The following is a 26032-nucleotide window of genomic DNA, read 5'->3' on the forward strand; positions in this document are numbered from 1 at the left end:
TCGTCACCTCGTCCGCGTCGGCCGCACGACGATCTCGTTGACGTCGACGTCATCGGGCTGCTCGATGGCGAAGCGCACCGCGCGGGCGATGGCGTCTGGCTGAAGCGCAATCGCCCGATACGCCTTCATCGCCTCGGCGGCCACGGGATCGGTGATAGTGCCGGCAAGCTCGCTTTCGACCACGCCGGGATGGATGCAGGTGACGCGGATATTGTCGTGCTCCTGGCGCAGGCCATCCGAGATCGCCCGCACCGCATATTTCGTGGCGCAGTAGACGGCTGCCGTCGGCGACACGCTCAGCGCGCAGATCGAGGCGATGTTGACGATCTGGCCGGACCCGCGCGCCACCATCTCCGGCAGCACGGCGGCGATGCCGTAGAGCACGCCCTTGATGTTGACGTCGACCATCCGGTCCCACTCCTCGACCTTGAGCGAGGCCATCAGCGACAGCGGCATCACGCCGGCATTGTTGACGATGACGTCGACGCGGCCCCAGACCCCGCGCGCTGCGTCGGCAAAGGCGGCAACGCTGGCGCGGTCGGTGACGTCGAGTGGATGCGCGAGCACCGTTCCGCCCCGCCCGTTCAACTCGGCCGCAAGCGCATTCAGACGGTCGGTGCGCCGCGCGCCGAGCAGAATCTTCGCGCCGGCCGCGGCCAGCTCGCGGGCAATGCCGGCGCCGATACCGCTGGAGGCGCCGGTGATGAGAATGACTTTGTCGATTGGCATGAGGGTTCTTCCCGTTGCTTTCGGAGTGATTGCGGGAAGATGGACCGGCGCCATCGCTGTGATAAGACGACGATCCCTAACCACACTGACAAGCTACGCTAACCGATGGAACCAGACCTCAACGCCCTCGCCGTCTTTGCGCTGGTCGCCGAAGAGCGGAATTTCCGCGCCGCCGCCGACCGTCTCGGCGTAACCCGCTCGGCGGTGAGCCAGACAATCCGGCGGCTGGAGGAAACGCTCGGCATCGCGCTGGTCCAGCGCACCACCCGCAGCGTCAGCCTGACCGAAGCCGGCGAGCGGCTGCATGCGGAGGTCGCGCCTGCGATCGCGGACATGCGCGCCGCGCTCGACGGCACCGAGGCACTACGCGGGCGGCCGCGCGGTTTGCTACGCCTCGCCGTCTCCTCGATCGCCGAGCATTTTCTCTCGGGGCGCTTTCTTGCGGACTTCGCCGACGCGAACCCGGAGGTGCAGCTCGACATCACCGTGACGGATGCGGAATTCGACATCGTCGCCGCCGGCTATGACGCCGGCGTCCGCCTTGGCGAGGTCATCGAGCAGGACATGATTGCGGTGCCGATCGCCGGAGAGGAACGCCAGCTCGCCGTCTGCGCGCCGGATTTCCGCGACCGCTTCGGCGTGCCCTCGCATCCGTCCGAGCTTGCGTCCTTTCGCTGTATCGGCTGGCGTCCGGCGCCGAACGTTGTCCCCTATCGCTGGGAGTTTGCCGACGGCGGCAAGGAGTTCAGCGTCGCGGTCACGCCCGAGATCACGACCAACGACATGGCGCTGATGATCAAGCTGGCGGTGGCCGGCGCCGGCATCACGTTCGGCATGGAGGCGAGCTTTCGCCCCGCGATCGCGCGCGGCGAGCTGGTGCCGATCCTGGAGGACTATTGCCCCTGCTTCGCCGGATTCTATCTCTACTACCCGAGCCGCCGCAACGTCGCACCGAAGCTGCGCGCGCTGATCGAGCATCTGCGGCGGCGCGCGTGAACCGGAAGGAGCCGGTATGGAGAAAGAAGAGCTCGCCGGCATCTACCGTGCCTACATCGCCTGCCTGAACCGGCAGGATTGGCCGGCGCTCGGCCAGTTCGTGCATGATGAGGTCGCCCGCAATGCCCGTCCGCTCGGCCTGTCCGGCTACCGCGCGATGCTGGAGCAGGATTTTCGGGAGATACCCGATCTGCAATTCCACATCGAGATGCTCATCATCGATCCACCGCGCGTCGCGGCACGACTGAAGTTCGATTGCACGCCGGTCGGGACGTTCCTTGGGCTTGCCGTCAACGGAAGGCGCGTGTCGTTTTGCGAGAACGTGTTCTACGAATTCGGCAACGACAAGATCCGGCAGGTCTGGTCGGTGATCGACAAGACCGCGATCGAGGCGCAGCTCTGACCTTGCGCCTCGATGTCGAACCTACGCCGCCGCCGGCGCCACCTCGCCTTGCGGCTTCGCAAACGGCCTGAAATTCATCGCCATCAGGAAGGCACCCAAGCCCATCGCCCAGGAAGCGATGTAGAGCCAGGCGTAGCTGGAGAAGGCGTCGTAGATCAGGCCGCCGGCGAGCGGGCCCGTCGCCATGCCGAGGCTGCCGGCCATCGCCGTGCCGCCGATCACCGTGCCCATCATCCGCAGCGGAAAGTTCTCGCGTATCAGCACGGCGTAGAGCGGCATGGTGCCGGCATAGATGAAGCCGAACACCGCGCCGACGGCGTAGAAGGTCGCGAGCTGATGGGCGAAGACGTAGGCGAGCGCGCCGAACGCCTGGAGCAGCAGCCCTGAGACCAGCACGCGCTTGGCCCCGAAACGGTCGCCCATCAGGCCGAAGGCGATGCGCCCGCCGAGACCGGCAAAACCCTCGATGCTGTAGATCGTCACCGCCGCGACCAGCGGGATGCCGCAGCTCACGGCATAGCTGACGGTGTGGATGATTGGACCGGAATGGGTGGCGCAGCAGAAGAAATTGGTCGCGAGCAGGATGAGGAATTGCGGCGAGCGCAGCGCCTCGCCCATCGACATCTCGCTCTGCGCGGCCCCCTCGCCCGTTGGTGCGACCGCCGCATTGGCGAGCGCTGGCGGGCGGCGCACCAGGAACGAGACTGGGATCATGATGGCGCCGACGACGAGCGCGATGATCTGCATCGAGGTGCGCCAGTCATGGTTCGAGACGAGCCAGGCCGCGAGCGGCGCCATCGTCATCGGCGCCACGCCCATGCCGGCCGACACCAGCGACACGGCAAGGCTGCGATGGGTATCGAACCAGCCGGTCACGGTCGCCATCATCGGCGCGAAGATCGCCGCACAGGAGGCGCCGACCAGAAGGCCGAACACGAACTGGAACACGATCAGGGAGGTCGCATGGCTCGCCGCGAACAGGCTGAGCGCCAGTACCGTCGATCCCGTCAGCACCACCGGCAGCGGCCCGAACCGGTCGGACAGCGTGCCCCAGACCATGCTGGTGCAGGCCATCGCCAGAAAGCCGATCGTCATCGCGCTGGAGATGCCGGTCACCGACCAGCCGGTGTCCTTGGCGATCGGCTGCAGGAACACCGGCAGCGAAAACATGCCGCCGATCGCGACGCAGCCGAGCAGGCCGCCGGCGGCGACGATCACCCAGCGATAGTTGGAAGAAGTCATTTCGGTCTCCCGTCAGGTCTGTCTCACGTGGAAGACGAATGGGAACCGGGCGGACCGACATGGCTCACGTCATTTTTGCCGCCCCGGTTCGTGACCTGCCAACAAAAAAGTCGAAAAACAACCCCATGCAAAGTAGCCGGGCGCTGTCGGATCAATGACTTACGAGGCAGATGATTTGCGACAACCGTGACGCGATTTGACTCATCGGGCAAAACACCAGCACCATACCAGGGACAAATCCATGCCAAAGATCGACATCGCTGCCGTGCCATCGCGCAAAGGCTCCGGTTATCCGGCGCCCTTCAATGCGCCTTGCGCTGATCGCATCCGCCAGCGGCTCGGCGATGCCGGAGGCCTGAGGGATTTCGGGGTGAACCTGATGCGCCTGCCGCCGGACGGCTGGTCGAGCCAGCGGCACTGGCATTCGCACGAGGACGAGTTCGTCTATGTGCTCGAAGGCGAAGTGACGCTGATCGAGGACGGCGGCGAAACCGTGCTGCGCGCTGGCGACTGCGCCGCCTTCCCGAAGGCAAGCGGCAACGGCCATCACATGGTCAACCGGTCGGATGCAACGGCCGTCTATCTCGAGATCGGCTCGCGCTCACCCGACGACCTCATCACCTGCTCCGACATCGACATGATGAGCCCGGCATCCGACGGCCGCTTCCTGCACAAGGACGGCACGCCCTATCCGGCGTGACGTCTCACAGCGCCGCGCCGCGGCGCCACGTGCTGACGGTGAGCCAGACCGCCGAGACCAGGAAGTACAGCGCGCCGACCGCAGCGTAGCCCGCGACGTTCGCGATCGACGGGATTGCAGGCATCGCGGCCTGAACGATGAAGAAGCCGCCTGCCAGCGCCGACTGGCCTCCGCTGAGCACCATGGCCCATTGCGCGCCGTAGCTCCTCCAGCGCCGGACCGCCGTGCCGAGCTGAAGCAATCCGGCAAGGATCGCCCACGCGCCGAAGATCCCGAGCACCCAGTTCATGCTCACCCGCAAGGCCAGGATGACCGCGATGGTGGTCGCCAGGCTGACCAGCACGTTCAGGGCCTGGGTGCGGTTTTGGTTCAATCCGCCGCTGCAGAACGCGTCGAGATAATTGGCCGCGGCGTCCCATGCCGGATAGGCGACGAGCAACGTTCCTGCGATCGCCGCAGACGACGGCGCGACGGCAAAGGCGGCAATGACCCAGGCAACGGAAAACGCGGCGCGAAGGAAATAGTATTGCTTCAGCCATTGCGCACGGTCGGATGTATCCGAAGCCAACTCAAGATCTTTCATTTTCTCTTCCTTACCTACTAGTTGGTAGTTTTCTTGCGAAACCAGATCGCCTCGCCATTCAGATCGATTGCAACAGTGCGGATTGCGTCAGTGCCTGGGGGAAAGCCGATCCAGCAACGGCCGGGCGATGACCCCAAACATCTTTGGATCGCCATAGGCCCGCGCCGACAACATCGCGCCGTGAACGGTCGCCATGAACCCTTCAGCCTCGACCCGGGCCGTGCCGGAGAGCTGAAGCCGCCCCTGCCGCTTGCCGCGCTCCATCACCGATGTCAGCCACGACGCCAGCGAGCGGAAGTGAGCCCGGACCTCGAGCGCGACCTCCTCAGGCAGGATCGGAAGCCCGCTGGCGAGCAGCGCGCAAACGCAGAACGGAGCCTTCGCGTCCTTGATGCACGCTTCCCAATACGCGACATAGCTCTTGAGCTGCTCGCCGGGGTCCGGCACGTTGCGCTCCATGGCCGCCAGCCCAGCCTGGGCCTCCTCGCGATATCGCGACACGAGGGTGCGGACCAGATCGACCTTGCTGGCGAAATGGTGGTGGATGCTCGGTTTGCGGATGCCGACGATCTCGGCCACATCGGCGTAACTGAAGCCGTTGTAGCCGCCTGCAATGATCAGCGTGCGGGCGCAGTCCAGAATGTCGTCGGCGGTCGAGGAAATCTTGGTCATGGCAGGTTAACTAGGCCGTCAAGAACGGCGTGCTTCAACCCTCCGTGAGTGGTAGGAGCCCTGCATGACCATCCGCCTCATCGTCCGTTACCCCGATCGCCGGCTCACGATGCCGGCACGTCCGGTCACCACATTCGACGACGGCTTGCGCGAGCTTGCAGCGGATCTGCTCGACACCATGCGGGCCGCCCCCGGCATCGGCATCACCGCGCCGCATATCGGCGTGCCGCTGCGCGTCGTCGTGCTTGAGCTCGATGCCAAGGACGGCCCCCTCACCTACGTCAATCCGGTCATTGAATGGACGTCACCCGAGATGATCCTGCACCGCGAAGGCAGCGTCTCGATGCCCGGCGTCAATGACGAGGTGCAGCGCCACGCCCGGGTGCGGATCAGCTATTGGGACCTCGACGGCAAATTGCAGAGCGAGGAGTCCGAAGCCTTGCGCGCCGTCTGCCATCAGCACGAGATCGACCAGCTCGACGGCATGTTCTGGATCCAGCGGCTGTCGCGGCTGAAGCGCGAGCGGCTGGTGAAGAAGTTCGAGAAGATGTCGCGGAATATGTAGGACGGGTTGGCCGCGACTGCGCTTCGCGCAGCCGCGGGCATAATCCACCTTAGGCAATCATTTCAGCGGCAGAAAAAGCTCCGCCACCGTCTCGTGCTCGGGCACTTCCGGGAAGAAGCTCAGTCGTTGGCAATAGATCGGGAAGTCGCGTGCCTCCTCGCCGCTGGCCGGAAGCCAGTCGCGATAGAGGTAGAGCGCGGCGGGCTCCAGATTGTCGGTGTAGCCGACGATTCGCAGCACGGCGCAGCGTCCGCCGGGGATCTCGCCGGCCTTGATCTCTTCGCCATTCGCCTCGATCGGCTGCTCGGCGCCGACACAAAGGTCCACGCTGTAATCGGCAGGCGATGAAGGACGCCGCTCGGAACGCCAGACATTGAAAGTCGGACTTGTCCGGGGATGCAGGCCGGCTGTCTTGCGCCAGGCGATGAAGCGCTGGATGGTGGCGCCAAGCGTCGCCGGGTCGCCCCGATGCTCCATGATCGCCACTTTCGTGGTGGGCACATCGCGGATCGTCACGTCGTCACTGCTAAACGTCTTCATGAGCTTGTTCCTCGCGTTATCGAGAGGCCCGAAGGCCGCAAGCCACGGCTCCCAGTCGGGAGACTTCCGGAACGACGACGGCGATTGCCCGAACCGTTGCCGAAAGGCGCGGGCGAAGGCGTCAGGCGTAGCGTAACCGGCATCCATCGCGACGTCGGTGACGCCAAGGGCGTTACCGTAGGCCAGCTGATGTGAAGCGCGCTTCATGCGGGCCAACTGGACATAGCGATGCACTGACAACCCGAAGGTCGCGGTGAATTGCCGGTGGAAATGAAACTTCGAGAACGCGGCAACAGCGCTTAACCCGTCGAGGGCCAGATCATCGTCGAGATGCCGATCGATATGATCCAGCACCCGTCGCATCCGGTCCTGATAGTTTTGCAGCGCCGCCTTCATCGTCCCTCCTCCGTGGCGGCTCCATCTAGCCGCAGAAGGCCGTGACACGCTCGACCGATCTTGCGGTTTGAGAGGATATCGCGGCATTCGCCGGCCCGTAGGGCGGATTAGCGAAGCGTAATCCGCCATCTTGAACGAGCAGCGGCGGATTACGCCTTGCGGCTAATCCGCCCTACGCACCTATCCCGCCATCAGCGCCTTCGCCAGCGCCATGTAGGCCGGCAGCGTCACGGGATCGTTGGCGGCGTTGCCCGCGACGGGATGCGAGGCGTAGCGCGCGATCACCATCTCGGCCTTCGGATCGACATAGATGCCCTGGCCGTAGACGCCGCGCGCCATGTAGGCGCCGTGGGCGTTGTGGCTGACCCACCATTGGTTGCGGTAGGAGGCGCCGGGCAAGGTGGTGTAGCCGGCGGGCTTGAACTTTTCGGGGTCGCCTCCGCGCGCGATGTCCGCGACCACGGATGAAGGCACGATCTGGCGACCGTTGAAGCGGCCATGGTTGCGCATGGTCTCGCCGAAGCGGGCAAGATCGCGCAGTGTCGTGGAAAGACCGCCACCGCCGCTCTCGGTGCCGATGCGGTCGACGTGATAATACGCGTCCTCCTCCGCACCCATGGGAATCCAGATGCGCTCCGACAGAAGATCGGACAGCGTCATGCCGCTGGCGCGCCTGATGATCCAGGCCAGCACGTCGGTGTTGACGGTCTTGTACGCAAAGACCTTGCCGTGCTCGCCCTGCTTCTTCTGCGCCATCAGGAAATCGAAAATGGTGGTCGGGCCGTCATAATCGGGCTCGATCGGCGCCATGCCGTTGGCGCGCCGCAATCCCCACACGGCCGAATTCTTGTCGGTGTAGACTTCGGTGTATGCGAGCCCCGTGGTCATATCCATGACCTCGTGCACACGCGCGTCGCCAAACCCGCTCGCCTTCAGCTCCGGCACATAGTCCGTGACGGGTGTCTGCGGGTCGATCCTGCCCTCGGCCACCAGAATGCCGGCCAGCACGCCGGTGAACGACTTCGTCACCGACATCCCGATATGCGGCTTGTGCGGCTTCAACGCGCCGAAATAGCGCTCATAGATCAGCTTGCCCCGATGCAGCACGGCGATGCCGTCCGCATAGGTCTCCTCCAGCATCTTTGCGAAGGTCATGGGCCGGCCGTCCATCGTGGTCGAGGCGACCGCGCCGATGTCATGGTCCTCGCACGGCAGCGGCGAGGCCGGCCCTGCCCCGCGCCAGACGTTCACCGTCGGCACCAGCTGCCGGACATTGCTCCACGCCCAGCGCAGCTCGGGAAAGCTGCGGAACGAGCCGTCCTGGAAGGTGATGGTGCGATCCGGCGCCGGCGGAAAGCCCTTCATCCACCCGAGGGTCTCGGGATCGGTCTCGGCGGCGGTTGCGGGCTGTTGGCTGGGGGCGATCGCGGTGGACATGCAGGCTGGCTCCGGAGAGGGCGATGCGGATGTCGTATCACGGCCGAACGTGACGGACATCCGACGTTTGCGCCGGGTCCCTGCGCGCCGATCGGATCGGCGGCAGCGCCAGCCCTGCTCACCACCGCGCTGTCGCGCTCCCCAGCACGGTCCGTCCCTGCGTGAACGCGCAGGTCCCACCATTGCAGATCGGAACGCGCTCATCCGACAGATTGCGCGCATTCAGAGCCAAGCGCATGCCGCGATAGTCGTAATGCACGCCCGCATCAAACGCCGTGACGGCCGGATTCCTGATCGTATTGACCTCGTCCGCCCAGGTCTGCCCGATCCATCGCGCACCGGCACCGACGCCAAAGCCTGCAAGCAGGCCATTCTGCCAGGTGTAATCGAGGAAGATCGCCGCCTGCTGCAACGGCACGCCGATCGGCACCTTGCCGAGATCAAGGCCATTGCTGCGCGTCACGATGGCATCGGTATAGCTGTAGGACGCGACACCTTTGAGACCCTCGGCCAGCGACAGCACGGCCTCGAGCTCGGCGCCGCGCGAACGAACCTGACCGGTCTGCACCGAAAAAGTCGGAAAGGCCGGATCGATGGTCAACACGTTGTCCTTGGTGAGGTTGAACCAGGTCGCGGTGAAGTAACTGTTCCAGCCAAGCGGCTGATACTTGATACCGGCTTCAAACGATTCACCCGTCGTTGGCGCGAATGGTGTACCGCCGCGCTGGGGTGCCGTCGTGCCGGTTAGCGGCAGAAACGATGTCGCATAGTTCACATAGGGGGCAAGCCCCGACTCGAACAGATACAACAATCCGGCGCGGCCGGTGAACTTGCTTGGCTCGCTGTTGCTCGTCACACCCGTCAGGTCGTTGCGGTTCGAGAGCTCGGCAAAATCCTGCCGGCCGCCGACGGTCAGCCGCCAGCCGCCCCACGCCATCTGGTCTTGTGCGTAAAGCCCGACCTGGCCGAGCGTTTGGCTGTTGGTGCTCATGAGCCCCAGAGGCATCGTCGGCGCCGAACTGCCGTAAACCGGATTGGTCAGATCGAGCGACGGCGCCAAGCCTGCATAATAGTCCAGCGTCGTGCTTTGCCGGAAATAATCAACACCCGCGAGGACCGTATGCTTGATCGGACCGGTGGCCAGCTTGGCCTCGATCTGGTTGTCGACGTTGAATGTGTTCAGCCGCTCACGGAAGGTCGCCGCGTAGCGGTTGAGGGTGCGGCCATCCGGCGACAAACCGAGCGCATCGACCATGTTGCCCTCGAACGACACATGTCCGAGCCGGACATGCTGCCGGAACGCCAATGCCTCGTTGAAGCGATGCTCGAGCCTGTAACCGACCGAGGCCTGCCACTGCGTGAGCACGTCGAATGCGGGATCGCCGAGACGAATATTGGTGACCACGCCGGTCACCGGGTTGCGAAGGTAATACGGCCACATCGACGTCTTGCTGCGCTCGTACTCGGCCAGCACGGTCAGCGTCGTATCCTCGTTCAGCTTGGCGGTCACGCTCGGAGCGAAAAACACGCGGTCGTCCCACGTCCCGGGAATCTGCGTGCCGCTGTCGCGCACCAGCCCGGTGAAGCGATAGAGCAGCTTGTCGTTATCCAGGCTCGGTCCGCTGAAGTCGAAACGTCCCTGATAGCGATCGAAATTGCCGATATCGAGGCCAACCTCGTTGAGCCGCTTGTCGAGCGGCATCTTGCTCACATAGTTCACCATGCCACCGGCTTCATTGGCACCGTACAGCACGGACGACGGACCGCGCATCACCTCGATGCGCTCGGCGCCATAGGGCTCGTTGCGGAAATAGGCGAACGAGCCGTTGCCCTGCCGCAAGCCGTCCCGATAATTGCCGTACTGGTTGGCCGCAAAGCCCCGGATCAGAAACTGATCATAACGCGGGTCGAAGCCGTATGGCTGCGTCTGCACGCCGGCGGTGTAGGCCAACGCCTCGCCGACGGTTCGTGCGCCGGTGTCGCGGATCTGGTCCTGCGTCACGACCGAGACGGACTGCGGCGTCTCGATCAGCGGCGTATTCGTCTTGGTGCCGGTGGCGCTGCGCGTTGCGACGAAGCCCTGGACCGGACCCATCGCACTCTGAAGAGTCGTGGCCGACACCGGAGCTGCTGCAGCAATCTGCGCCTCCCTGCGCGGATTCGGCCGCCGCACCGATCGTCGCATCTCGTTTGCGGCACCGGGCCGCGCGGACTGCGCGCGGCGGGCCTGCTGCGGCTTTGGAGCATCGACCGTCACTGGCGGTAGCTGAGATTGAGCGTAACTCTTGCCGTCAAGTCCTGCATCCAACACGAACAAACTGCAGGTCGCGAGAAAACCATGCCTCACGGCATTCAAACTCAGCATTCCAATCCCCGGTGAGCAAAAAATCAGACGCGGACTTATGGGCACACGGAAACGAGGAAGCGAAATTGAATGGGTCTAAGGAATGTCGTCTCGTCGCGACTGTGGCATTGTTGCGACTCCGATCCCGTATGCGCAGCGTGCGACAATCTGGACATCGCGCCCCTTGATGGATGGCGCTGCGAGCGCTGCGTCAAACCGCCCCGCGGCGATGTTGAACAAACACCGGCGTCAGGCGTCTACCGTTCCACCCTGTCAACTCAGGCGCAGAACGGAATTCCCATGAAGGTTCGCAAGTTTGCCGTGGCAGACGCGCCGTTCGAGCGCTCGCCCGGGCAGGACGGAGACATTTTCGCAGGCAATGTGATCGACCAGCGCCACGGCGGCCCGATCACCATTGGATACGGCCGCTATGCGCCGAACCAGAGCCTCGATGAAAAGCTCGCCGTGGACGATGTCATGCTCGTGCTGGAGGGCAAGCTATCGGTGTCGAGTGAAGCCGGCACCGTCACGGCAGGCCCCGGCGAGATCATCTACATGCCCAAGGGCGAGAAGGTCACTATCCGCTCGCACGAGCAAGGCGCCGTCACGGCCTACGTCACCTATCCACATTGGCAGGAGGCGCATGAGTGAGACGTTTCGGGTCCGGCACGGCTCTCAGGCCCTCTTGCCGCTCCGCTTGGTCAGCGGCGCATTGCGCCGCTCCCGCTTGCCGCGCACGATTTCCGTCGCCAGCGCGTCGAGCTTCGGCTCCCAGAAAGTCCTGAACCGACCGACCCAGGCATCCACTGCCTGAAGTCCGGCCACGTCGACCGAGTAGAGGCGTCGTTGCGCTTGCGCCCGAACGGTCGCAAAGCCGCTCTCGCGCAGCACCTTCAGGTGCTGCGACACGGCGGCTTGCGTGATGCCGAACTCGGCGCCGATCGCCTCGACGACTTCCCCGGAGGCCATCTCTCCCGGGGCGAGCAGTTCGAGGATGCGTCGGCGCACGGGATCGGCGAGGACTTCGAAGACGTGCATCAGCTTCCTGTGCCGGGGTGCGCGATGTCAGGCGGCATCTCGCCGCGATAGAAGGCAATGGTACGGTCCGAGCGCTGCTTCGCCGAGGCCGCATCCACCCCGCTCGCGACATGCGCTGCGCGCCAATACTCACCGCTCCCGGTCATGAATTCCTTGCCCTCGGGCGAGCCCATCCACGCCTCGGCCGTCTCGTGGTCGACCGATGCCCCCGTCGCAACGTATCGCTCGAGCCCGGCAATGGCGAGGTCCCAACCGATGCCGACCGCACCCGGACCGAACTGATTCCAATGATCCTCGATGATCGCGCTGTGCTCGAGCGTCAAGCGCGCCTGGCTCCGTTCTGCCGCCAGCGTGACGTCGATCCAGCTCACCGCGCCTGCAAATTCCCACGTCGCCGCAAAATGAGTTGGCGGCGCACAGGCCGTGATGGTGCCGCCCGCATTGCCCTTGAGCTGATATCTTCCGCCGAGCTGGAGATCTCCCTCGACCGGCAGAAACCAGCGCGGGATGCGTTCCCTGCTCGTCACCGCATCCCAGAGATCGTCGACGCTGGTGTCGTAGAGCCGCGTCAAGGTGACCGCACTGGCCGCCTTCCCGTCCTTCTCAAAATTGCGCACCGAACGCGTGACAAGCCCCAACACCCTGGCAACGTCGATCTCCATCCCGGACCTCCCTTTGATTTCGGGAAGGAATATCGGCATAGGCTTATATAAGTCAATACTTATATTACGGCATGCGACCGTCACCTCGCCATCGAGCACGATGGGTTCCGCCGCACACTTTGAGCGCGCCTGACGTCGCGCGCTTCATCCTCGACCTCAAGGACTTCAACCGGCACTGACGAGGCCAGGGCGCGCTTGCGCTGGCGTTACCTCAGTACCGATGCTACGAGGCTGCACGCACAGGATGAATCACGGACGCCCCCTCAAGAACGTCCCATTCTCAAACGGAATCCAGGAATGAATGTAACTGTCTCGATCGTCGTCGTGGCTGCCGAGCTTGTCGTCAGCGCGCTGAGTGCCTTCATCTCAATTGCCGCGCTTGGCTTTGCAGGAGAGGCCACCCGATCCAAGGACCTGACGGCCCTTGGCTGGATCCTCGGAGCTGTCTACATCATCGTCGCCCTGACGCCCCTCGTCGCAACCACATGGGTAGCCTACAGGCGGTTTGTTTCGGACAAGGCATTTCCCGTGCTCGAGGTCATCTCGTCCCCGTACCTGGTCCCGGTGGTGCTGCTGGTCGGCGCCGCGATCTTCTGCGTCGGGCTGCTGGCGTTCCAGAATGGCGCGGGGTTGGCGCCGCGGTAAGTGCCCATCCTACGCGTTGACCTCGCTCGCTTTCCCTATTGCTTGAAGCAATGTTCGCGATGCCATTTCAGGAAGTGCGGGTGTGGGCGATCTGATATTCGCCGCGGCGCAAGTGCGTACCCCGTCTTATTGATGATTGATCGCGCGCCGTCCGGATCGTTTGTCTGGCGCGAGATCAATATCTTCAAATCGTCCGCCAGGCTAATGAGGCCGCGATCGAACATCCAATGCGCGGTACCACAAAGTGCGATGCCATTGCTAATGATGTCAGGTCCACGCGCCTCGACCGGTCGTATGTGAGCGGCTGCGACCTCGGCACGCCCCATTCCATTGATAAGCTTTAGCCCGGTGATGGCACAACGCTCATCGTAGGCGCGAAGCACGACGCGACGGAAGACTCGATCGCGCAAAATCCTAGATACTGTCACGCTAATACGCTCGCGCTGCTGTTCGAATCTGAACGGCACCGCCTCCTCGTTAAGGTCGAGTGGACGGACATCGTCATCGCGTCGCGGCAACAGCGGCGCATTCTCCGCCAAACCAAGTTCACATATTCTGTTGAAGTCGCCGGGGGAGATTGGACGGACTGCAGACTGAGCGCGTCCTGAAATTCGTCCCTGCTCATTCAGGACGCCGCGCTCTACGGGACCAGTTGGCCCGTTGAAGGGGACCGGATTGGCGAAATCGAGGTAACTTCCGGGTTCGATCATAGCCAAATACATTCCCGAAGTACCTGGATCGGGAACAACCTGCTGAACCCGCGCAATCGCAAAGTAGCCCCGCGTCTCAGCGACCTTGCTCGGTTCGTAGTAGATTATCCAATCACCGACGCAGGCTTCAACGCGGCGAAGATACTGGCTGGGAAATTGATATTGTTCAGCGGGGCTGTCATCGTAGATCGAGTCCGATCGATGGATGAATACCCCAAATCCCATGATCTAAGCGACGCCGCCTCCCCGAAGCGCTTGAGCTTGAATAGGCACCCCCTACTCCCACTCAATCGTCCCAGGCGGCTTGCTGGTCACGTCGTAAACCACCCTATTCACGCCCTTCACCTCGTTGATGATGCGCGTGGCGGTCTCGCCCAGGAACTTCATGTCGAACTGGTAGAAGTCCGCGGTCATGCCGTCGGTTGAGGTGACGGCGCGCAGGCCCACGACGTAGTCGTAGGTGCGGCCGTCGCCCATGACGCCCACCGTCTTCACGGGGAGCAGCACGGCGAAGGCCTGCCAGATCTCGTCGTAGAGACCGTGCTTGCGGATCTGGTCGATGTAGACGGCGTCCGCCTTGCGCAGGATGTCGAGCTTGTCGCGGGTAATGTCGCCAGGGCAGCGGATGGCAAGGCCCGGGCCCGGGAACGGATGGCGGCCGACGAAGATCTCGGGCAGGCCGAGTTCGCGGCCGAGCTTGCGCACCTCGTCCTTGAACAGCTCGCGCAGCGGCTCGACGAGCTTCATGTTCATGCGCTCGGGCAGGCCGCCGACATTGTGGTGCGACTTGATCGTCACCGAGGGGCCGCCGGTGAAGGAGACGCTCTCGATCACGTCGGGGTAGAGCGTGCCTTGCGCCAGGAAGTCGGCGCCGCCGATCTTCTTGGCCTCCTGCTCGAACACCTCGATGAAGAGGCGGCCGATGGTCTTGCGCTTGGTTTCGGGATCGGTGACGCCTTCGAGCTCGCCGAGGAACTGCTTGGACGCATCCACGTGCACGAGCGGGATGTTGTAGTGGTGGCGGAACAGGTCGACCACGGTCTTGGCCTCGTCGAGGCGGAGCAGGCCGTGATCGACGAACACGCACGTCAGCTGCTCGCCGATGGCTTCGTGGATCAGCACGGCCGCCACGGCGGAATCGACGCCGCCGGAGAGGCCGCAGATCACCTTGCCCTTGCCGACCTGGGCGCGGATTTTTGCGATCTCCTCCTCGCGGAAGGCGCGCATGGTCCAGTCGCCGGTGAGCCCTGCGATCTTGCGCACGAAGTTGCGGATCAGTTTCGCGCCGTCGGGCGTGTGCACCACTTCGGGGTGGAACATCAGGCCGTAATATTTGCGCGTCTCGTCCTGGATGATCGCGAACGGCGCGTTCGGCGAGGTGCCGGCAACGGAGAAGCCCGGCGGCATCTTGGTGATGCGGTCGCCATGGCTCATCCAGACCTGGTTCTTGCCGCCCGACGACCAGACGTCCTCGAACAGCTTGCTCGGCGCCTTCACCTCGACGTCGGCGCGGCCGAATTCGCGGTGATGGCCACCCTCGACCTCGCCCCCGAGCTGGGCCGCCATGGTCATCTGGCCGTAGCAGATGCCCATCACGGGCACGCCGGAATCGAAGATCGCTTGCGGGGCGCGGGGCGAGCCGGCCTCGTGCACCGATTCAGGACCGCCCGAGAGGATCACCGCCTTTGGCTTCATCTCGTTGAAGGCGGCTTCGGCCTTGTTGAACGGGACGATCTCGCAATAGACGCCGTCCTCGCGCACGCGACGCGCGATCAGCTGCGTCACCTGGCTGCCGAAGTCGACGATGAGAATCTTGTCGTGCGCCGAGGCCACCGAGGGCGTCGACGCGGAGCGGTCGTTCTGAGCTGCTGTCATGGCCAGCAGATACGCGACGGGGGCTTTTCCCGCAACCGCGCGGGCCGCGCGCCCACATCCTTCTTTGGGCATGGACAAGGTGGATATAGGTAAGTATCATTGACCTAATATGCCCCGCTCTTCAGACAGGGCCGATCAGGGAGAACGCCATGCCGCAGGATCATCAGCCGTCAACGCTTGCCGAGTTCGGCCGGACCTGGGTCGAGGCCTGGAACGCGCGCGATCTCGAACGCGTGCTCGCGCTCTATGACGAGGCCGCCGTGATGACCTCGGACCGCATTCCGGCCCTGGGGTTCGATGCCAGCGGAACGTTGCGCGGCAAGGACGCCTTGCGGGCGTATTGGGGCAAGGCGCTTGGGCTGCTGCCGGAGCTGCATTTTTCGCTGATCGAGCTGTTCGTCAGCCCCGATAGCGTCGTGGTGTTCTACGCGAACGAGCGCGGCAAGAAGATCTGCGAATATTTGCGGGTGAATGATGCGGGGCTGATCGTGCAGGGCTCGGCGAACCATTTGGTGCACTAGTCTATCCCCGTAAATTGCGAGCGCAGCGAAGCAATCCAGAATCTTTCCGCGGATACATTCCTGGATTGCTTCGTCGCAAGGGCTCCTCGCAATGACGAAGTTTGTTGCTAATAGCGAGCCAAGCAGCATCGCCCCCAATTCAGGACCTCCCTCATGAAGCTTCCCACCTCCCCGTTCACCGTCACCGACTGGAGCAAGGTCAGCCCGACCACACACCCCGGCGAGCATGGCGAGGCCATTTGGCGCACGCTCAACATCGGCGACCTCCGGGTGCGGATGGTCGAGTATTCGCCGGGCTATTTGGCCGACCATTGGTGCGATCGCGGCCACGTGCTCTACGTGCTCAAGGGCGAGCTCGACAGCGAGCTGCGCGACGGGCGCAAATTCAAGCTCACGGCCGGGATGAGCTACCAGGTCTCGGACTACGGCGACGCCGCGCACCGGTCCTCGACCGCGACCGGAGCGACCCTTTTCATCGTGGACTGAGATCCGCCGGGCGGTTAATTTGCACCGCAAAATAGCAAAGTCGCGCGACGTGCCGAGCCACGGGTGGTGCCTTGAACTGGCCCCAAATTCTCGCTATATTGTGATCATCGATACTTGGCCGAACGACTGGGCCGCTTCGCTTCGTTGCTGACGGGCGCGCACGCTTCAGATGAATTCTCCAAACATCGACTCATCAGGGACTATGGGCGCAATGCTGCGTACCGGTCCGCGTGCGTACTCAATCTAACTAACTAAAGGAAATTCCCATGGCTATGGGCACCGTGAAGTGGTTCAACACCCAAAAGGGTTATGGTTTCATCCAGCCGGACGACGGCCAGAAGGACGTGTTCGTGCACATCAGCGCCGTCGAGCGCGCCGGCCTCTCCTCCCTCAACGAGGGTCAGAAGGTCTCGTTCGACATCGTCGCCGATCGTCGCAGCGGCAAGTCCTCGGCTGACAATCTCCGCGTCGGCTAACGCCTACGCAGCGTTCTGACCACGGACGTACCGGCAGAACGTCAAGTTAGAAAACCCCGCGACCGGGATCCGGTGCGCGGGGTTTTTGTTTTTGGCTCCCGTCATTCCGGGGCTCGCGAAGCGAGAGCCCGGAATCCATTGGACCGCGGAGACTGCCGCGCGATGGATTCCGGGCTCGCCCTGCGGGCGCCCCGGAATGACGGCGGAGTATTGTCAGCCCACCTTCTTCAACACCGACACGAAGAACCCGTCCGTCCCGGTCCGCCGCGGCGTCATCAGCCAGCCCTCGGGCGACTGCAGCGCGGCCTCCCCAAACGCCTCCGCCTTGTCCCACAGCACGCTCGCGGTCTGCTCGGGCGGCACGGCCGCGAACTCGGGATGGCGCGCGACGAATGCCCTCACCTGCTCGCCGTTCTCTTCCGAAAGCACCGAGCAGGTGATGTAGGCAATGCGGCCGCCAGCCTTCACCAGCGGCACCGCGCGCTCCAGCACCTCGGCCTGGTCGCGCAGGCGAATCTCCAGCGCGCCCGGGCGCATGCGCCATTTGGCATCGGGGTTGCGGCGCCAGGTTCCGGTTCCCGTGCAGGGCGCGTCGATCACGACGAGGTCGGCAGAGGCGCGGATGTCGGCCAACGGATCGGCCTCGCCCTTGGGCGTGCGGACATCGGCATTATGGACCCCGGCGCGCGAGAGGCGCTCGTGGATCGGCGCGAGCTGGCGCTTGTCGCTGTCGGTCGCGATCAGCCGGCCCTTGCCCTGCATCAGAGCGGCGAGCGCCAGGGTCTTGCCGCCGGCGCCGGCGCAGAGGTCGATCACCTGCTCGCCGGGCTTTGCCGCGGTGAATTGGGCGGCCAGCTGCGATCCCTCATCTTGCACTTCAATGGCGCCCTTGATGAAATCCTCCTCGGCCTGGATCCCGGGGTTGCGTGCATCGGCCGAAAGCGCGATGCGCAGGCCCGTTGCCGACCAAGGCGTCGGTTTCGCATGAAGATGAGCAAGCGACTGCAGCGCCTTGTCGCGGTTGGATTTTAGCGTGTTGACGCGCAGGTCGAGCGGTGCCCGGCTCGCCATCGCGGCCGCCTCCGCGGCACGGTCCTCGCCGAACACTTTTGCCAGGTGCGGATCCAGCCATTCGGGATAGTCGCCGGCGATCGCGGCCGGCGCGTCCTTCAGGGACCGCTGGCTGAGCGCCGCCTGCTCGGCCTCGGTCAGCGGCGCCGGCGCAAAGCGGCTGCCGTCGAACAAGGCGCCCATCGTGGCCGTGTCCATGTCGCGCTCGAGCCGGAGCATGCCGATCAACCTGGCACGCGCGGTACCGGACTCCATCAGGAACGCGCTCGAGGCGTAGCGGCGCAGCACGTCCCAGACCAGGCCGGCAATGGCGGCGCGGTCGCCCGAGCCGGCAAAGCGGTGCGCGGTGCCCCACTCCTTCAGCGCCTTGGCCGCGGGCACGCGGTCCTTCTCGATGGTGTCGATCAGTTCGATGGCTGCGGACAGCCGGGCAGCGGGAGTCATTTGAATCTTTCAGATGAAATCGGACTCGCAAGAGTCAGATCAACAAGAGCATTTTCAGTGCGAAGTAGATCCACATCGCCAGCAGCACGAGGACGCCGGCGAGCCAGACCGTGGAGCGCCGTCCGAGATCGTTCGAGGAGACGAACACGCCGGCATGGGCAAAGCGCGTCACCACGAACACCCAGGACATCAGCACGATGAAGAGATCGGCATGGCGCAAGGGCAGCGCCAGCGCGATCAGGACGTAGAGCAGGACCGGCAGCTCGAACTGGTTGCGGTAGCAATTGGCGATCTGTGTGGCGCCCTTCGGCCAGTTCGGCTCGCCGAGTGCAATGTCGCGGATGCTGGTCTCGCCGGAGACCAGCGTCTTGCGGCGCGCGAACACCATGCCGATCAGAAGCGCGAAGGTAAGGCCGACCTGCACGAAGACAGGGAGCAGGACCATTTGGACGGACATCGGAACTTTCCCGTAAGGCGGAACGCCGCGAACCGTCATTAGCCGCCGCTCCTCGTCCTGACAATCAACCAGTTGAACCGGCGTTCCCGGTCTTGCGACCAACCACCGATAGTTAAAGCGATTTCGGCTCCTTTTCGGGAGCCCAAGGCGAGATAGAGGCGAGATGGCGCCATGACCACCCTGTCCAGCCTCTGGACCGAATCCGCCGACGGCCAGCTCGGTATCCTGATGTCGGCCCTCTCAGGTATCGCGATGGCGCTTGCGGTCGCGCTGGCGATGACGGTCTACTTTCGCCTGAGCTACCGAACCCGGCGCGACGTCATCAGGCATGGCCTCGCCACTCTGGCCGCCACTGCCCTGTTCGCCTTTGCCGCCTACGACATGCGCCACGCCGCGCTCGCCTATCTCGGTCTCAATCCGTCCAAGCCCGCCGTCGAGTTCGAAATCCGCATGCCCCGGGCGATGCTGACGGCGGTGACCGACAGCCAGATCGAGCTGCATACCGACCGCAACCAGACACTGGCGCTGGTCGAGGGCGTGCGCGACCTCTCGGATGGCCGTGCGCTGCTGCGCGGCGCGGTCGCGCTCAACCACCGCACCGCGGACCGCGTGCTGGTCGTGAACCTGCCGGGCAAGGGCATTTTCGAGTTCCGCCTCCGTCTGCCCGCCGAGCCGCATCGCTCCCAAGAGTTCGGTCCCTGGCACCTCGCCGACCGCATCGCCTCGCCGCTCGCCGACACCGTCGCGCCGCAGGACGCCTACACGATCCGCTACCGCGTGCTTTAAACTTTGTTCGTTGCGATCCATGCCCGCGCCGTCATCGTTCCGACGCGCAAGCACGGGTACGGTGATCGCATGTCCGAATTTCGCCTGACGCAGATTTCCGACACCCATCTCGGCCGGCGCTTCCCCGGCCTGATCGCCAACTTCCAGGCGATCAGCGAACATATCGACGGCAACCGGCCCGATCTCGTCATCAACACCGGCGACGTCGCCTTCGACGGGCCGACCGGCCGCGACGATGTCGTCTTCGCAAAAGACCTGCACGAGGCCCTGCCCGTCGCCTGCCGTTACCTCCCCGGCAATCACGACATCGGCGACAATCCGACCGCGGTTGGCCCGGGGCCGAAGCCGCCGGTCACGGAAGCGCATCGCCGGCAATTCTGCGACCTCATCGGCGAAGACCATTGGTCATTCGAGGCCGCCGGCTGGCGCTTCATCGGCCTCAACTCGCTGGTGATGAATTCCGGGCTCGCCTTCGAGGTCGAGCAGTTCGACTGGCTGTCGCAACAGATCGCGCGCACGAACGGCAGGCCGGTCGCACTGTTCCTTCACAAGCCGGTGTTTCTCAACCTGCCCGACGATCCCGAGACGCCGGAGACCGCGATCCGCTACGTGCCGCAGCCGGCACGGGCACGGCTGATCGAGATGCTCGGGACGATCGACCTGCGCCTCATCGCCAGCGGCCACGTGCACCAGCGGCGCGACTTCACCTGGCGCCACACCCGCCATGTCTGGGCGCCGTCGGCCGGCTTCGTCATCAACGATCAGCGCCAGGACCGGATCGCGATCAAGGAAGTCGGGCTGGTCGAATACCGCTTCCGGCCCGACGGTTTCGAGGTCCGCCACGTCAGGGCCGCGGGCCAGGTCGATGTCGACATCGAGGAGTTGCTCGTCCAGATGGGCGGCGAGCATTAAGGCGCGCTGATCCGCTCAGGCGACGCTCTTGAGGTCCTGCTGGATCGCAGCGAGCAAGGATTGCAGCGCCTCGCTGTTCACCGGCTTGGCCGCGAGATCATTGGCAGGCGGCTGCCTGGCTGGCTGCACGGCCTTGACCGGGCGCTTTGGGAATGGCGGGGGCGGTGCCGGCATCGAGGGGCGCGTCAGATCGCCCTCCTCGTCGACATGGACGAACTTGCCATGGATGACGTCGTCGTGGCGGCCCATGACGAACATGGCCAGCCAATAGCCGGCAGCAAGCAGGATAACGCAGAAAACACTGATCTCTAACATCGCAGCACCTAAAATATGCCCGATGATTCAATGCCTTCGCGATCCCGTCAATGAACAGCCGGTCACACCTGCGGCTTTTGCGGGCAGGTGTGACCATTTGGTGACTCTTTCTTAACTATCCCGGGGCGGCATGTGGCTCCCGAGCCACGGGAGTCCCAGTCCCTGTCGCGCTAGGCCTTGTCCGGCCCGACCCGGACCAGCTGCTTGCCGAAATTAGCGCCCTTCAAGAGGCCCATGAAGGCGCCAGGCGCGCTTTCCAGGCCCTCGGTGACGAACTCCTTGTACTTGACCTTGCCGTCGCGGACCCAAGAGGACATGTCGCGCAGGAAGTCGCCATGGCGCGAGGCGAAGTCGGAGACAATGAAGCCGCGGAAGGTCAGCCGCTTCGTCAGCGTCGCTCGCATCACCGATGCGGCCCATTTCGGCGCCTTGGCTTCGGTGTCGTTGTAGTGCGCGATCAGGCCGCACACCGGCACACGCGCGAACGGATTGAGCAGGGGGAACACCGCCTCGAACACGGCGCCGCCGACATTCTCGAAATAGACGTCGATACCTTTCGGACAGGCCTCCTTCAGCTTGGCGGCCAATTCGGGATCGCGGTGATCGATGCAGGCATCGAAGCCGAGCTCCTTCACCACGTAGGCGCACTTGTCCTTGCCGCCGGCAATGCCGACCGCGCGTGCGCCCTTGATCTTCGCGATCTGCCCCACCGCCGAGCCGACCGCACCGGAGGCACCCGCGACCACGACGGTCTCGCCTGCTTGCGGCTTGCCGATGTCGAGCAGGCCCGTATACGCAGTCATGCCGGGCATGCCGAGCACGCCGATCGAGGTCGAGATCGGACCGAGCTTCGGATCGACCTTGATCAGGCCCTTGCCGTTCGAGATCGCATGCGTCTGCCAGCCGGTCCGTGCACGGACGATGTCGCCCTTGGCGAAATCCGGATTGTTGGAGGCCGCGACCTCGCTCACCGCCTCGCCTTCCATCACGCCGCCGACCGGCACCGGCGCAGCATAGGACGGACCATCACTCATGCGCCCGCGCATATAAGGATCGAGCGAGAGCCAGATCGTGCGCAGCAGGACTTCGCCTGCCGCAGGCGCCGGGACAGCGAATTCCTCGATACGGAAATCAGACGGCTTGGGCTCACCGACGGGACGCGCGGCGAGAACGATGCGCTTGGCTTGGGACATGATGGCTTCCTCCTGATTGTCTTTCGACGTGAACGGAAGCGGAGGGAGGTAGCTGCGTCAATACAAAAGCGGTGACGCGTGATGGCGTTTCACGCGCAGCTCTCGTGTCCCGGACGCGCAGCGTTGCTGCGCAGAGCCGGGACCCAGAAAGCGACACGGCAAAATGCCGAGACATGGGCCCCGGCTCTGCAGCGCATCACCGAAGAGGTGCTGCGCTGCGTCCGGGGCACGAGAGCGGAGTAACTAACCCCCGCCCGGATAGTTCGGGCTCTCGCGCGTGATGGTGACGTCGTGGACGTGGCTTTCGCGCAGGCCGGCGCCGGTGATGCGGACGAACTGAGCCTTGTCGTGCAGGTCCTTCATGTCCTTTGCGCCGACATAGCCCATCGCGGCGCGCAGGCCACCGGCAAGCTGGTGCATGACGTTGCCGACCGGGCCCTTGTAGGGCACCTGGCCCTCGATGCCTTCAGGCACGAGCTTGAGCGTGTCCTTGATGTCCTGCTGGAAGTAGCGATCGGCAGATCCGCGCGCCATCGCGCCGACCGAGCCCATGCCGCGATAGGCCTTGTAGGAACGGCCCTGCCACAAAAACACTTCACCGGGCGTCTCGTCGGTACCGGCCAATAGCGAGCCGACCATCGCGATGTCGGCCCCCGCGGCGAGCGCCTTGGCGAGGTCGCCGGAGAACTTGATGCCGCCGTCGGCGATGACGGGAATGTCGGCCTTCTTCGCCGCTTCCACCGCATCCATGATCGCGGTGAGCTGGGGAACGCCGACGCCGGCGACGATGCGCGTGGTGCAGATCGAGCCCGGGCCGATGCCGACCTTGATGCAGTCGGCGCCAGCATCGATCAGGGCCTGCGTGCCCTCGGTGGTAGCAACGTTGCCGGCAACGACCTGCACGGAGTTGGAGAGACGCTTGATGCGGTTCACGGCATGCAGCACATGACGGGAATGGCCGTGCGCGGTGTCGACGACGACGAGGTCGACGCCGGCATCGATCAGCCGCTCGGTGCGCTCGAAGCCGGTGTCGCCGACGGTGGTGGCGGCGGCAACGCGCAGGCGCCCCTGGGCATCCTTGCAGGCGAGCGGATGGGCGACCGCCTTCTCCATGTCCTTGACGGTGATGAGGCCGACGCAGCGATATTGCTCGTCGACGACGAGCAGCTTCTCGATGCGATGCTGGTGCAGCATCCGCCGCGCCTCGTCCTGGCTGACATTCTCGCGCACCGTGACGAGACCTTCATGCGTCATCAGCTCGGAGACTTTTTGCCGGCGGTCGGTGGCAAAGCGCACGTCGCGGTTGGTGAGGATGCCGACCAGCTTGCCCGGCGTGGACTTGCCGGCGCCGGTGACGACGGGAATGCCGGAGATGCCGTGATCGCTCATCAGCTTGAGCGCGTCCTCGAGCGAGGCCTCGGGGCTGATGGTGAGCGGGTTCACCACCATGCCGGACTCGTAGCGCTTGACCTGCCGCACCTGCGCGGCCTGCCCTTCGGGATCGAAATTGCGGTGGATGACGCCGAGGCCGCCGGCCTGCGCCATCGCGATCGCCATGCGGGCTTCGGTAACGGTGTCCATGGCGGAGGCCATGATCGGGATGTTGAGCGGTATGGCGCGGGTGACGCGGGAGCGGATGTCGACCTCGCCCGGCATGACGTCCGACAGGCCCGGCTTCAGCAGCACGTCGTCGAACGTAAAGGCTTCGCGAATGCCTTGTTGCACCGTGGCCATGTGCCAACTCCTTCCGCGGCCCTGCCGCAAATAGCTATGGATGAGCGCCGCCCTCGGCGTACCTTGCGGCATCGCCTTGAGAATCGGAGCCCATCGGTGGGGTTGACGCGGGTCGATAGCACGGTCGCGTGACGAATCAAAGCAATTCGGACCGCCGGCCAGCCATGCACAGGCTTTTTTGGCCAGTTCAGCGTGGATAGCCGGGGGCAGCCTCTCCTCGTCATTCCGGGGCGCGACGACGTCGCGAGCCCGGAATCCATCCCGCAACGGTCCCTGCGGCCCAATGGATTCCGGGCTCGCGCCAAGTGGCGCGCCCCGGAATGACGAAGGAGCGCGACACGCAACCCTGGAGAGAGGTCACACCGTTGTTACGCGGGATCTAGGTGCTATGCGTCGATCCGCAATGGTCGGGGGCCGGCGGCGGTGATAAGCCGCAATTCCACCTTCCTTCCGATTTTCATTACCAATCCGTCATGGTCGACAAGCAACGCGTCATTCCGCTGATCGTGGCCACCGCGCTTTTCATGGAGAACATGGATTCGACGGTGATTGCCACCTCGCTGCCGGCAATCGCGGCCGATATCGGCACCAGCCCGCTGACGCTGAAGCTCGCGATCACGTCCTATCTGCTGTCGCTGGCGGTGTTCATCCCGGCGAGCGGCTGGACCGCCGACCGCTTCGGCGCGCGCATGGTGTTCGCGATCGCCGTCGGCGTGTTCATGGTCGGCTCGGTCGGCTGCGCGCTCTCCTCCTCGGTCACCGATTTCGTGTTCGCGCGCGTTTTGCAAGGCATGGGCGGGGCGATGATGACGCCGGTCGGGCGCCTCGTGCTGCTGCGCTCGGTCGACAAGAGCGCGCTGGTCAACGCCATGGCCTGGGTGACGGTCCCTGCCCTGATCGGTCCCGTGATCGGGCCGCCGCTCGGCGGCTTCATCACGACCTACGCGTCCTGGCACTGGATCTTCCTGATCAACATCCCGATCGGGCTGCTCGGCATCTTCATGGCGCTGCGCTTCATCGACCCGATCAAGAGCGAGGAGCGCGAGCCGTTCGACCTCTACGGCATGGTGCTCGCAGGCATCGGCCTCGCCGGCATCGCCTTCGGCCTGTCGGTTGCCGGTCTCAACCTGCTGCCGTGGAGCACCGTCGCCGCGCTGATCGCGGGCGGCGCGATCTCGATGACACTCTACGTCATTCACGCCCGGCGCACCGGCTCCCCGGTGCTCGACTTCTCGCTTCTGAAGCTGCCGACGCTGCGCGCCGCCGTGTTCGGCGGCTTCCTGTTCCGGCTCGGCATCGGCGCGCTGCCGTTCCTGCTGCCGCTCTTGATGCAGATCGGCTTCGGCCTGTCGCCGTTCCATTCGGGTCTCGTCACCTTCGCCTCTTCGCTCGGCGCCATGGGCATGAAGACGCTGGCGGCGCGCATCATCCGCACCTTCGGCTTCCGCAATCTGATGACGGTGAACGCGATCGTCAGCGCGTTCTTCCTCGCCGTCTGCGCGCTGTTCACGGTGACGACGCCGCTGCTCATCATCATGGTCATCCTGGTGGTCGGCGGCTTCTTCCGCTCGCTCGAGTTCACCGCGATCAACACGGTCGCCTATGCCGACGTCGAGACTGCGCAGATGAGCCGCGCCACCACCCTCGTCAGCGTCAACCAGCAACTCGCGGTCTCCGCCGGCGTCGCCGTCGGCGCGGCCTGCGTGGAAACGACGATGTGGTTCAACCATGTCAGCGAAATCGACGCCACCGTGTTCGCCCCCGCCTTCCTCGTCGTCGCGCTGACCTCGGCGGCGTCGAGCTGGTTCTTCTGGCAGATGCCCGTCGATGCCGGCCACGAGATCTCCGGCCGCAAGGCCGTGGAGATCGCCAGTCGCAAGGGTGCCGGCAAGGGTGCGGAGAAGGCGGCAGTCAAGGCGGCGTCCGAGGATACGCAGGACGTGCGGGATCAAAGGTTGGGGTGAGTTGAGCGAGCGGGCGCCTCACACTCGGTGTCGTCCCTGCGAACGCAGGGACCCATAACCACAGGGAGGAGACGTTGCGCGAGTCTGCCACTCCGAGTCTTCGCCAAACTTCTCCCTGTGGCTATGGGTCCCGGAT

At 64.5% G+C, this 26032-nt stretch carries 28 protein-coding genes; 12 read left to right on the forward strand and 16 right to left on the reverse strand.

What is annotated here, in order from left to right:
* Positions 1-3: 3 nt before the first annotated feature.
* A complete protein-coding gene (locus tag CIT37_RS23510) occupies positions 4-729 on the reverse strand; it encodes an SDR family oxidoreductase (protein WP_095425933.1) in 726 nt (241 codons plus the stop codon).
* Positions 730-834: 105 nt separating this feature from the next.
* Between CIT37_RS23510 and CIT37_RS23515 the strand changes: the two genes are divergently transcribed.
* Both CIT37_RS23515 and CIT37_RS23520 read left to right on the forward strand, forming a co-directional pair.
* Complete coding sequence (locus CIT37_RS23515) at positions 835-1725, forward strand: LysR family transcriptional regulator (RefSeq protein ID WP_095425932.1); 891 nt, start codon at positions 835-837, stop codon at positions 1723-1725.
* A gap of 16 nt (positions 1726-1741) precedes the next feature.
* Positions 1742-2128 carry an ester cyclase gene (locus CIT37_RS23520; RefSeq protein WP_028145087.1) on the forward strand — a complete coding sequence of 129 codons (387 nt, stop codon included), beginning with the start codon at positions 1742-1744 and terminating at the stop codon, positions 2126-2128.
* 21 nt (positions 2129-2149) lie between these two features.
* Here the strand turns inward: CIT37_RS23520 and CIT37_RS23525 are convergent, their stop codons facing one another.
* Positions 2150-3370, reverse strand: a complete 1221-nt coding sequence (locus CIT37_RS23525) for an MFS transporter (protein WP_095425931.1) — start codon at positions 3368-3370, stop codon at positions 2150-2152.
* A gap of 241 nt (positions 3371-3611) precedes the next feature.
* On the opposite strand from CIT37_RS23525, the gene CIT37_RS23530 reads away from it, so the two are divergent.
* Entirely contained in the window at positions 3612-4070 is a 459-nt protein-coding gene (locus CIT37_RS23530) for a cupin domain-containing protein (protein WP_038972519.1), read from the forward strand.
* Positions 4071-4074: 4 nt separating this feature from the next.
* Here CIT37_RS23530 and CIT37_RS23535 read toward each other — a convergent pair whose 3' ends face one another.
* Positions 4075-4653 carry a hypothetical protein gene (locus tag CIT37_RS23535; protein WP_038972520.1) on the reverse strand — a complete coding sequence of 193 codons (579 nt, stop codon included), beginning with the start codon at positions 4651-4653 and terminating at the stop codon, positions 4075-4077.
* A gap of 87 nt (positions 4654-4740) precedes the next feature.
* On the reverse strand, positions 4741-5325 hold the full coding sequence (locus tag CIT37_RS23540; protein ID WP_095425930.1) for a TetR/AcrR family transcriptional regulator: 585 nt from the start codon (positions 5323-5325) through the stop codon (positions 4741-4743).
* A gap of 64 nt (positions 5326-5389) precedes the next feature.
* Here CIT37_RS23540 and CIT37_RS23545 point away from each other — a divergent pair, with 64 nt between their 5' ends.
* Positions 5390-5890, forward strand: coding sequence for a peptide deformylase (locus CIT37_RS23545; protein WP_038972522.1), 501 nt, complete (start codon positions 5390-5392; stop codon positions 5888-5890).
* Positions 5891-5947: 57 nt separating this feature from the next.
* On the opposite strand, the gene CIT37_RS23550 is transcribed toward CIT37_RS23545, so the two are convergent.
* The 3 genes from CIT37_RS23550 to CIT37_RS23560 all read right to left on the reverse strand — a co-directional run bounded on the left by CIT37_RS23550 (position 5948) and on the right by CIT37_RS23560 (position 10385).
* Complete coding sequence (locus CIT37_RS23550) at positions 5948-6826, reverse strand: AraC family transcriptional regulator (RefSeq protein ID WP_095425929.1); 879 nt, start codon at positions 6824-6826, stop codon at positions 5948-5950.
* Positions 6827-7006: 180 nt separating this feature from the next.
* On the reverse strand, positions 7007-8263 hold the full coding sequence (locus CIT37_RS23555; protein WP_095425928.1) for a serine hydrolase domain-containing protein: 1257 nt from the start codon (positions 8261-8263) through the stop codon (positions 7007-7009).
* 118 nt (positions 8264-8381) lie between these two features.
* The gene (locus tag CIT37_RS23560; protein WP_161966466.1) at positions 8382-10385 is read right to left on the reverse strand and encodes a TonB-dependent siderophore receptor; all 2004 of its coding nucleotides are present in this window, start codon (positions 10383-10385) and stop codon (positions 8382-8384) included.
* Between the two features lie 522 nt (positions 10386-10907).
* On the opposite strand from CIT37_RS23560, the gene CIT37_RS23565 reads away from it, so the two are divergent.
* Positions 10908-11258, forward strand: coding sequence for a EutQ-related cupin domain-containing protein (locus tag CIT37_RS23565; protein WP_095425926.1), 351 nt, complete (start codon positions 10908-10910; stop codon positions 11256-11258).
* 24 nt (positions 11259-11282) lie between these two features.
* Here the strand turns inward: CIT37_RS23565 and CIT37_RS23570 are convergent, their stop codons facing one another.
* Together CIT37_RS23570 and CIT37_RS23575 are read right to left on the reverse strand one after the other, a co-directional pair.
* A complete protein-coding gene (locus CIT37_RS23570; RefSeq protein ID WP_028145096.1) occupies positions 11283-11645 on the reverse strand; it encodes an ArsR/SmtB family transcription factor in 363 nt (120 codons plus the stop codon).
* On the reverse strand, positions 11645-12307 hold the full coding sequence (locus CIT37_RS23575) for an SRPBCC family protein (protein WP_018317656.1): 663 nt from the start codon (positions 12305-12307) through the stop codon (positions 11645-11647). Before CIT37_RS23575 ends, CIT37_RS23570 begins: the two co-directional genes overlap by 1 nt.
* 297 nt (positions 12308-12604) lie before the next feature.
* On the opposite strand from CIT37_RS23575, the gene CIT37_RS23580 reads away from it, so the two are divergent.
* Positions 12605-12952 (forward strand): hypothetical protein, encoded by a 348-nt coding sequence (locus CIT37_RS23580; protein WP_038972526.1) that lies wholly within the window; start codon positions 12605-12607, stop codon positions 12950-12952.
* Positions 12953-12987: 35 nt separating this feature from the next.
* Here the strand turns inward: CIT37_RS23580 and CIT37_RS23585 are convergent, their stop codons facing one another.
* On the reverse strand, positions 12988-13887 hold the full coding sequence (locus CIT37_RS23585) for an HNH endonuclease (protein WP_080670309.1): 900 nt from the start codon (positions 13885-13887) through the stop codon (positions 12988-12990).
* Positions 13888-13938: 51 nt separating this feature from the next.
* On the reverse strand, positions 13939-15537 hold the full coding sequence (guaA, locus tag CIT37_RS23590; protein WP_028145099.1) for a glutamine-hydrolyzing GMP synthase: 1599 nt from the start codon (positions 15535-15537) through the stop codon (positions 13939-13941).
* Positions 15538-15686: 149 nt separating this feature from the next.
* Between guaA and CIT37_RS23595 the strand changes: the two genes are divergently transcribed.
* From CIT37_RS23595 to CIT37_RS23605, 3 genes are all read left to right on the forward strand, one after another.
* Positions 15687-16058: a nuclear transport factor 2 family protein gene (locus CIT37_RS23595; RefSeq protein ID WP_038946453.1), complete on the forward strand. Its 372-nt coding sequence runs from the start codon at positions 15687-15689 to the stop codon at positions 16056-16058.
* A 153-nt stretch (positions 16059-16211) separates the two neighbouring features.
* Positions 16212-16544 carry a DHCW motif cupin fold protein gene (locus tag CIT37_RS23600; protein ID WP_028145101.1) on the forward strand — a complete coding sequence of 111 codons (333 nt, stop codon included), beginning with the start codon at positions 16212-16214 and terminating at the stop codon, positions 16542-16544.
* A 266-nt stretch (positions 16545-16810) separates the two neighbouring features.
* Positions 16811-17020, forward strand: coding sequence for a cold-shock protein (locus CIT37_RS23605; RefSeq protein ID WP_008141931.1), 210 nt, complete (start codon positions 16811-16813; stop codon positions 17018-17020).
* Between the two features lie 213 nt (positions 17021-17233).
* Here the strand turns inward: CIT37_RS23605 and CIT37_RS23610 are convergent, their stop codons facing one another.
* Both CIT37_RS23610 and CIT37_RS23615 read right to left on the reverse strand, forming a co-directional pair.
* Positions 17234-18535: an RsmB/NOP family class I SAM-dependent RNA methyltransferase gene (locus CIT37_RS23610; RefSeq protein WP_038946452.1), complete on the reverse strand. Its 1302-nt coding sequence runs from the start codon at positions 18533-18535 to the stop codon at positions 17234-17236.
* A 34-nt stretch (positions 18536-18569) separates the two neighbouring features.
* Complete coding sequence (locus CIT37_RS23615) at positions 18570-18992, reverse strand: MAPEG family protein (protein WP_038946451.1); 423 nt, start codon at positions 18990-18992, stop codon at positions 18570-18572.
* A 171-nt stretch (positions 18993-19163) separates the two neighbouring features.
* Between CIT37_RS23615 and CIT37_RS23620 the strand changes: the two genes are divergently transcribed.
* Both CIT37_RS23620 and CIT37_RS23625 read left to right on the forward strand, forming a co-directional pair.
* On the forward strand, positions 19164-19778 hold the full coding sequence (locus CIT37_RS23620) for a hypothetical protein (RefSeq protein WP_038946450.1): 615 nt from the start codon (positions 19164-19166) through the stop codon (positions 19776-19778).
* A 69-nt stretch (positions 19779-19847) separates the two neighbouring features.
* The gene (locus tag CIT37_RS23625) at positions 19848-20690 is read left to right on the forward strand and encodes a metallophosphoesterase family protein (protein WP_038946449.1); all 843 of its coding nucleotides are present in this window, start codon (positions 19848-19850) and stop codon (positions 20688-20690) included.
* 15 nt (positions 20691-20705) lie between these two features.
* On the opposite strand, the gene CIT37_RS23630 is transcribed toward CIT37_RS23625, so the two are convergent.
* The 3 genes from CIT37_RS23630 to guaB all read right to left on the reverse strand — a co-directional run bounded on the left by CIT37_RS23630 (position 20706) and on the right by guaB (position 23932).
* A complete protein-coding gene (locus CIT37_RS23630; protein ID WP_028145106.1) occupies positions 20706-21005 on the reverse strand; it encodes a hypothetical protein in 300 nt (99 codons plus the stop codon).
* Between the two features lie 170 nt (positions 21006-21175).
* Positions 21176-22198 (reverse strand): NADPH-dependent curcumin/dihydrocurcumin reductase, encoded by a 1023-nt coding sequence (gene curA / locus CIT37_RS23635; protein WP_095425925.1) that lies wholly within the window; start codon positions 22196-22198, stop codon positions 21176-21178.
* Between the two features lie 243 nt (positions 22199-22441).
* Complete coding sequence (gene guaB / locus CIT37_RS23640; RefSeq protein WP_028145108.1) at positions 22442-23932, reverse strand: IMP dehydrogenase; 1491 nt, start codon at positions 23930-23932, stop codon at positions 22442-22444.
* Positions 23933-24405: 473 nt separating this feature from the next.
* Between guaB and CIT37_RS23645 the strand changes: the two genes are divergently transcribed.
* The gene (locus tag CIT37_RS23645) at positions 24406-25896 is read left to right on the forward strand and encodes a DHA2 family efflux MFS transporter permease subunit (protein WP_028145109.1); all 1491 of its coding nucleotides are present in this window, start codon (positions 24406-24408) and stop codon (positions 25894-25896) included.
* Positions 25897-26032: the final 136 nt, after the last annotated feature.

Source organism: Bradyrhizobium ottawaense, from assembly GCF_002278135.3.
Classification (GTDB): domain Bacteria; phylum Pseudomonadota; class Alphaproteobacteria; order Rhizobiales; family Xanthobacteraceae; genus Bradyrhizobium; species Bradyrhizobium ottawaense.

What these genes read in the sequence shown, in the direction of transcription:
- CIT37_RS23510 (WP_095425933.1), bottom strand. Translation starts at nt 729, where the DNA reads ATGCCAATCGACAAAGTCATTCTCATCACCGGCGCCTCCAGCGGTATC.
- CIT37_RS23515 (WP_095425932.1), top strand. Translation starts at nt 835, where the DNA reads ATGGAACCAGACCTCAACGCCCTCGCCGTCTTTGCGCTGGTCGCCGAA.
- CIT37_RS23520 (WP_028145087.1), top strand. Translation starts at nt 1,742, where the DNA reads ATGGAGAAAGAAGAGCTCGCCGGCATCTACCGTGCCTACATCGCCTGC.
- CIT37_RS23525 (WP_095425931.1), bottom strand. Translation starts at nt 3,370, where the DNA reads ATGACTTCTTCCAACTATCGCTGGGTGATCGTCGCCGCCGGCGGCCTG.
- CIT37_RS23530 (WP_038972519.1), top strand. Translation starts at nt 3,612, where the DNA reads ATGCCAAAGATCGACATCGCTGCCGTGCCATCGCGCAAAGGCTCCGGT.
- CIT37_RS23535 (WP_038972520.1), bottom strand. Translation starts at nt 4,653, where the DNA reads ATGAAAGATCTTGAGTTGGCTTCGGATACATCCGACCGTGCGCAATGG.
- CIT37_RS23540 (WP_095425930.1), bottom strand. Translation starts at nt 5,325, where the DNA reads ATGACCAAGATTTCCTCGACCGCCGACGACATTCTGGACTGCGCCCGC.
- CIT37_RS23545 (WP_038972522.1), top strand. Translation starts at nt 5,390, where the DNA reads ATGACCATCCGCCTCATCGTCCGTTACCCCGATCGCCGGCTCACGATG.
- CIT37_RS23550 (WP_095425929.1), bottom strand. Translation starts at nt 6,826, where the DNA reads ATGAAGGCGGCGCTGCAAAACTATCAGGACCGGATGCGACGGGTGCTG.
- CIT37_RS23555 (WP_095425928.1), bottom strand. Translation starts at nt 8,263, where the DNA reads ATGTCCACCGCGATCGCCCCCAGCCAACAGCCCGCAACCGCCGCCGAG.
- CIT37_RS23565 (WP_095425926.1), top strand. Translation starts at nt 10,908, where the DNA reads ATGAAGGTTCGCAAGTTTGCCGTGGCAGACGCGCCGTTCGAGCGCTCG.
- CIT37_RS23570 (WP_028145096.1), bottom strand. Translation starts at nt 11,645, where the DNA reads ATGCACGTCTTCGAAGTCCTCGCCGATCCCGTGCGCCGACGCATCCTC.
- CIT37_RS23575 (WP_018317656.1), bottom strand. Translation starts at nt 12,307, where the DNA reads ATGGAGATCGACGTTGCCAGGGTGTTGGGGCTTGTCACGCGTTCGGTG.
- CIT37_RS23580 (WP_038972526.1), top strand. Translation starts at nt 12,605, where the DNA reads ATGAATGTAACTGTCTCGATCGTCGTCGTGGCTGCCGAGCTTGTCGTC.
- CIT37_RS23585 (WP_080670309.1), bottom strand. Translation starts at nt 13,887, where the DNA reads ATGGGATTTGGGGTATTCATCCATCGATCGGACTCGATCTACGATGAC.
- guaA (WP_028145099.1), bottom strand. Translation starts at nt 15,537, where the DNA reads ATGACAGCAGCTCAGAACGACCGCTCCGCGTCGACGCCCTCGGTGGCC.
- CIT37_RS23595 (WP_038946453.1), top strand. Translation starts at nt 15,687, where the DNA reads ATGCCGCAGGATCATCAGCCGTCAACGCTTGCCGAGTTCGGCCGGACC.
- CIT37_RS23600 (WP_028145101.1), top strand. Translation starts at nt 16,212, where the DNA reads ATGAAGCTTCCCACCTCCCCGTTCACCGTCACCGACTGGAGCAAGGTC.
- CIT37_RS23605 (WP_008141931.1), top strand. Translation starts at nt 16,811, where the DNA reads ATGGCTATGGGCACCGTGAAGTGGTTCAACACCCAAAAGGGTTATGGT.
- CIT37_RS23610 (WP_038946452.1), bottom strand. Translation starts at nt 18,535, where the DNA reads ATGACTCCCGCTGCCCGGCTGTCCGCAGCCATCGAACTGATCGACACC.
- CIT37_RS23615 (WP_038946451.1), bottom strand. Translation starts at nt 18,992, where the DNA reads ATGTCCGTCCAAATGGTCCTGCTCCCTGTCTTCGTGCAGGTCGGCCTT.
- CIT37_RS23620 (WP_038946450.1), top strand. Translation starts at nt 19,164, where the DNA reads ATGACCACCCTGTCCAGCCTCTGGACCGAATCCGCCGACGGCCAGCTC.
- CIT37_RS23625 (WP_038946449.1), top strand. Translation starts at nt 19,848, where the DNA reads ATGTCCGAATTTCGCCTGACGCAGATTTCCGACACCCATCTCGGCCGG.
- CIT37_RS23630 (WP_028145106.1), bottom strand. Translation starts at nt 21,005, where the DNA reads ATGTTAGAGATCAGTGTTTTCTGCGTTATCCTGCTTGCTGCCGGCTAT.
- curA (WP_095425925.1), bottom strand. Translation starts at nt 22,198, where the DNA reads ATGTCCCAAGCCAAGCGCATCGTTCTCGCCGCGCGTCCCGTCGGTGAG.
- guaB (WP_028145108.1), bottom strand. Translation starts at nt 23,932, where the DNA reads ATGGCCACGGTGCAACAAGGCATTCGCGAAGCCTTTACGTTCGACGAC.
- CIT37_RS23645 (WP_028145109.1), top strand. Translation starts at nt 24,406, where the DNA reads ATGGTCGACAAGCAACGCGTCATTCCGCTGATCGTGGCCACCGCGCTT.